At 41.6% G+C, this 5,964-nt stretch carries 2 protein-coding genes; both read right to left on the reverse strand.

Annotated features, from left to right (window positions below; translation table 11 throughout):
- Nucleotides 1–2: 2 nt before the first annotated feature.
- Nucleotides 3–1,013: a quinone-dependent dihydroorotate dehydrogenase gene (pyrD, locus tag L4C32_RS20060; RefSeq protein ID WP_428198661.1), complete on the reverse strand. Its 1,011-nt coding sequence runs from the start codon at nt 1,011–1,013 to the stop codon at nt 3–5.
- Nucleotides 1,014–1,055: 42 nt separating this feature from the next.
- The gene (locus L4C32_RS20065; protein ID WP_428198662.1) at nt 1,056–5,879 is read right to left on the reverse strand and encodes an NAD-glutamate dehydrogenase; all 4,824 of its coding nucleotides are present in this window, start codon (nt 5,877–5,879) and stop codon (nt 1,056–1,058) included.
- Between the last annotated feature and the right edge of the window lie 85 nt (nt 5,880–5,964).

Consider the following 5,964-nt stretch of genomic DNA (forward strand, 5'->3'; position numbering starts at 1 on the left):
AACTAAATGTTATTGACGATATCTTTAATTAGATTAGGGCCTTTGTAGATGAAGCCAGTGTAGACCTGAACTAACTTAGCACCCGCCATCATTTTTTCTTTAGCGGCAACATAAGAATCAATACCGCCTACGCCAATAATAGGAACTTGATCGCCCAGCTCTTGGTATAATCGACGAACGACTTCGGTGCTACGGCTTTGAACCGGACGGCCACTTAGCCCCCCAGCTTCTAAACCATGTTCCATATCTTCTACCAAACTGCGATCCAGTGTCGTGTTGGTAGCGATCACCCCATCAATCTTATGGCGGATCAATGATTCGCAGATCTGTACAATTTCGTGATCCTCAAGATCCGGTGCGATCTTTAAGGCTAACGGTACATATTTGTTGTATTTCTCACTCAATTCTTGCTGTTTTTGTTTTAATTCAGCAAGAAGTTGGTCCAAAGCTTCACCATATTGTAGCGATCGTAAGCCAGGAGTGTTTGGCGAAGAGATATTCACGGCAATATAACCGGCATGTTGATATACTTTCTCCATACAGATTAAGTAATCTTCACTTCCCTTCTCAATCGGCGTGTCTTTGTTTTTACCAATATTAATGCCGATGATGCCATCATAATTCGATTTTTTAACGTTATCGACTAAGTTATCAACCCCTAAGTTATTGAAACCCATTCGGTTGATGATCCCTTCTGCTGGAATCAAGCGGAAAAGTCTAGGCTTATCATTTCCAGACTGTGGACGAGGTGTTACAGTGCCAACCTCTACGAAGCCAAACCCCATGGCACCGAAAGCGTCAATACACTCTCCATTTTTATCTAGTCCCGCCGCTAAGCCGACGGCATTTTTAAATGTCAAACCCATCACTTCGACTGGGTGATCATTTAATTTTTGACGATAGAATAGATCCAAAGGCGTGTTATTGAAACGTGTGAAGTTTTGAATGGCAAGATCATGTGCTTTCTCAGCATCAAGTTTGAATATGCCAGCTCTGGCTATACGATAAAGCATTGTACCTCCGAAAAAAAGCCCCGATTAACGGGGCTGTATTATTTACTCATTTGCCGAACAATTCAAATTTAATAACACTAATTCTCGCATTGCGACGGAGAATTTTGCAAATTCATGCACATTACCAATCTTGAACTCTTTCAAAATGGTTTCCCATCTATCAATCGCTACTTTATGCGTATCGCACCAATTTTCGATGGCCGCTTCACAACTGTCGCCCTCTTCCATGGTTTTTAGAACTAATATGGTCAGCTGACGCTGCTGCCAATCGAGCTCTTCACGGAATGTTGCTCTTGCTAAAGCTTGCCAATGATTATCGACACTTTGCGCATTGATCTGTTTTAAGAACCAGTGCAGTGATAATCGGTCACCTAAAGTGAAGTAAAGTTTGGCAGCGGTTGCAACTGTTTTATCTGTTTCAATCGCACCATCTGAAATATCCATTGCCGAGTAAAGACTTGACAGTCTCGCCACGATATTCGCAATTTCCGGATCAAAGTCAGAATCAATGAGAACTTGAGCTTGCTCTTTGTGCTCTAACACTTCTTCATCAACGAGGAAGTCATCAAGTTGAGTTCGAATCGTTGCCACAGTAGGTTTGTAGAGTTCAATAAGTTGTTCTATGTTGATCTGGTTGTTGTAATTTCTTAAGAACCATCGCGTCAAACGTCTTAACGTTCTTCTTACAGCAAACAATGCGTCATATTGTGCACCAGCGGTCGATTTGTTATCACTCAGACGAATCTGTTTAAATATATCTTCAAAATCAAAGACCTCTCTTGCAACAGCAAAAGCATTAGAAATTGCCGCAACACCCGCACCGGTCTCTTCCGTTAAGCGAATAACAAAATTACAGCCCATTTCATTAACCATTCTATTGGCCAAACAGGTCGCAATGATTTCTGCTCTCAGTGGGTGTTTGTCCATCGCATCACTATAGTTACGCTGTAACTCAGAAGGGAAGTAATCCAGTAACAATTTGGCATGGTATGGGTTATTGGCGATTTCATCGACCACCAACTGCTCTTTCAGCACCATTTTCCCATAAGCCACTAATACAGAAAGTTCAGGTCTGGTTAAACCAACACCTAATTTTTCACGCTCTGAGATAGTTTCATCATCTGGGATGTATTCCAGTGCACGATCCAACTGACCCGTTTTTTCTAAGTGGTGAATAAAACGAACTTGCTCTTTAACCAGTGATACACCTTGATGTTCAGTCACTGAAATGGTCTCTGATTGGCAATATGCATCTTCAAGAACGATATCACCAACTTCATCTTCCATACGACTTAACAATTCATTTCTCTGCTTATAAGTCAGATCGCCATTAACCACCAAACTGTTGATCAGGATCTTAATATTCACTTCGTTATCGGAGCAATCCACGCCACCAACATTATCAACAAAGTCGGTGTTAACTCGGCCACCATGCAGTGCGTACTCAATTCGTGCAAGCTGAGTCATGCCTAAGTTACCGCCTTCACCGATCACTTTAGCTTTGATCTCTTTGCCGTTAATACGTAATGCATCATTTGCACGATCCCCTACATCCGTATCCGTTTCTGAGACTGATTTAAAGTAGGTTCCGATCCCACCGTTCCACATAAGATCGACATCTAACGTTAAGATCTCTTTAATAAGATCATTTGGCGCCATCGATGCTCGTGTTGTGTTGAACATCTTTTTCATTTCAGGGGTTAATTTAATTGACTTAACACGACGAGAGAAAATGCCACCACCGGCTGAGATCAACGATTTATCATAATCTTCCCAGCTTGATCTTGGTAGATTGAACAGGCGATCACGCTCGATCCAACTTGAAGCAGAATCAGGAGTAGGATCGATAAAGATATGCATGTGGTTAAACGCGGCTTGTAATCGAATGTTTTTTGACAACAACATACCATTACCAAATACATCCCCAGCCATGTCTCCGACACCCGCACAGGTAAAGTCGGTAGTCTGGCAATCAATATCCATCTCTCTAAAGTGACGTTTCACTGATTCCCAACCGCCTTTCGCAGTAATACCCATCTGCTTATGGTCATAACCGTTAGAGCCACCAGAAGCAAACGCATCCCCTAACCAGAAGTTATACTGACCAGCGACTTCGTTTGCAAGGTCTGAGAAAGTTGCCGTTCCTTTATCAGCGGCAACAACCAAATATGGGTCATCATCATCGTGTCGAACCACATTGACAGGCGCTACAATATCACCATCAATAATGTTATCAGAAACATCCAATAGTGCTCTAATGAAGCGACGGTAACAACGTTGACCTTCAGCGAAGATAGCATCTCGAGTTGTATAATGATGTTGATGCTTACAAACGAATCCCCCTTTTGCACCAACCGGTACAATTACGGTGTTTTTCACTTGCTGTGCTTTGACCAAACCAAGTACTTCTGTTCTGAAATCTTCTTGACGGTCAGACCAACGCAAACCACCACGAGCAACTTTACCACCACGAAGGTGAACACCCTCAATATCTGGAGCATAAACAAAAATTTCAAACGCTGGAACTGGTGCAGGAATTTCTGGAATTTCCGCAGGTTTCAATTTGAGTGCTAACCACGGCTTAGGCTGTCCATCTTCAACTTGGAAATAGTTGGTTCGAACCGTTGCCAGCATCATCTCCATGTAACGACGAATAATACGATCGTCATCTAGGCTTTCAACTTTATCCAGCTCTTTATTGATGGTGTTAACAATCTTCTCTTGCTGTTTATCGGTATCTTTTACACTTGGACTAAAGCGCTTAATAAAGAGTGACACCAATAGGTTTGTCATTTTCGGATGACTGGATAGCGTATCCTCAATATAGTTTTGGCTAAATGGGAAACCCACTTGACGCATATATCGAGCGTAACTACGTAAAATAGTCACTTCACGGCCTATCAAACCAGCGCCAAGTACTAAACGGTTAAATCCATCACTCTCAAGATCACCAGACCATACTGCAGCAAACGCTTGTTGGAAACGATCACGTGCTTCTCTAAGATCCACATCCGTTGATCCATTATGAAGCATTGAGAAATCTAGGATCCAAAAAACCGTTCCATCTGCTCTTTCGATCTTATACGGTGACTCGCCAATAACGCGTAATCCTAAGTTTTCCAACATAGGCATGACATCAGACAGATGAATTGGCTCATCTCGATGGAACAGTTTTAATTTTACGTGGCGAGAATTATTTTGTTCTTCTTGTGGACGATAAAAAAGCATACCGAGTTTATTGTCATCACTTAAGATTTCAAGACGCTCAATATCAGCAACGGCTGAACCTGGTAACATCTCCTCTTTATATGAACGAGGGAACGCTCTTTTATACTGTTTAGAAACAGGTGTTCCTTTACTCTCACCAAGGTTGGCAATAACGGCTTCTGATAATCGGTCATCCCAAGTTGAAGCGGCTTCTACTAAGTTCTGCTCTATTGTCTTCACATCAACATCGCTATTGTTATTATCCACACGAACTAAATAGTGGGTTCGCGCTAATGGGCTCTCTGAGAAGAATGTTGTAAACTCCACATGCTGGTCAGATTCAAAGTACTGCTGAAAGATCTTTTGAGTTTGTGTTCTCAGCTCGGTGTTATAGCGCTCTTTGTTGACATACACCATGCAAGAGTAAAAACGGCCAAATGGGTCTTTACGAACAAACAGTCTCAGCAAGTCACGATCTTGCATTCGAACCACACCCATACCAACATCCAGCATCTCATCTTCGCTTGCTTGAAACAGCTCATCACGAGGATAGTTTTCTAAGATGTTATTGAGTGCTTTCCATGAATGGGAGCCATTAACGTAATGACTTGAATCTAGGATCCGCTCCACTTTGTTGCAAATCAGTGGAATATTAGAAATGCTCTGGTTATAAACAGATGATGTATACAGACCGGTAAATCGATGTTCACCAATCACTTTTCCACTCTTATCGAACTGTTTAATGCCGATGTAATCGATGTAAGCGGGTCGATGAATTCGAGACTTAACATTGCCTTTGGTCAGAATCAGTAGATCATTCTTCTTAGCTTCAAATCTTGCAGATTCGGGAAGCTCTGAAAGTTTCAACAATCTCACACGAGACGCCACAGAAAAGAGCCCTAATCCAGTCTCTTCAGTAGGACGTAACTCATAATCACCTTCAATGGCAACCAGGTCAAAATGTTTGTAACCCATTAACGTAAAGTTATGTTCACTGATCCACTTTAGGAACTCAGCCACTTCAGTAATGTGTTCTTGTTCAATTAATGCAGGGGTTTTTTTCACTTCAGCAATAACGGAATCAAGCTTATCGCTCATTCCTTGCCAATCACGAACCACCAACTCAGCATCGATGAGCACACATTCAAGTTCATGCTTGAGTGCTTTCATCTCTTCCTTACTGCTTAATCTATCCACTTCAACATGGAACAGAGTTTGCGAAGTGTCACCACCACTGCACACATCTACAATGACATCATTTTCGCGGGTAAAGCAGTGTGGGCCATTCAACATCAAGTGGCTCTGGGTATCTAAACGCACCAGCGCCATTTTTACAGAATCGACAAGGAAAGGACCGTCAGGAGTGACAATTTCAACAATAGTGTGTGTTGATTTCCAACCATCTCGACTGAGTGTCGGATTAAAAACTCGAACTGAAATCGCATCAGGTTTAACTTCATTCAAGTGGTGCCATAAACTTAAAACAGCACCATATAGGTCAGATTCATTTCTCTGTAATAGGTCTTCGTTCGCGATATTTGCAAAAAGTCGTTGAGCTAACTTTTTGACTAAATCTTGCTTAGGCTGTTCTATTTTTTTTTCGATTAATTGATACACTTTTTCAAGTAAAACTGGAACAATTTTCTCAGACGTTAACATCCGTTACTCTCCGTCACTCTAAGTAGTTTTTATGTAAGTTTAGCGCTTATTGACCGTTTAATATTGTATGAGAAAAATATAATAA

The sequence above is a fragment of the Aliivibrio kagoshimensis genome, from assembly GCF_050337105.1.
In the GTDB taxonomy this organism is placed as follows: Bacteria; Pseudomonadota; Gammaproteobacteria; order Enterobacterales; family Vibrionaceae; genus Aliivibrio_A; species Aliivibrio_A kagoshimensis.

Coding starts and splice junctions, on each gene's coding strand:
- pyrD (WP_428198661.1), bottom strand. CDS start 1,013: ATGCTTTATCGTATAGCCAGAGCTGGCATATTCAAACTTGATGCTGAG.
- L4C32_RS20065 (WP_428198662.1), bottom strand. CDS start 5,879: ATGTTAACGTCTGAGAAAATTGTTCCAGTTTTACTTGAAAAAGTGTAT.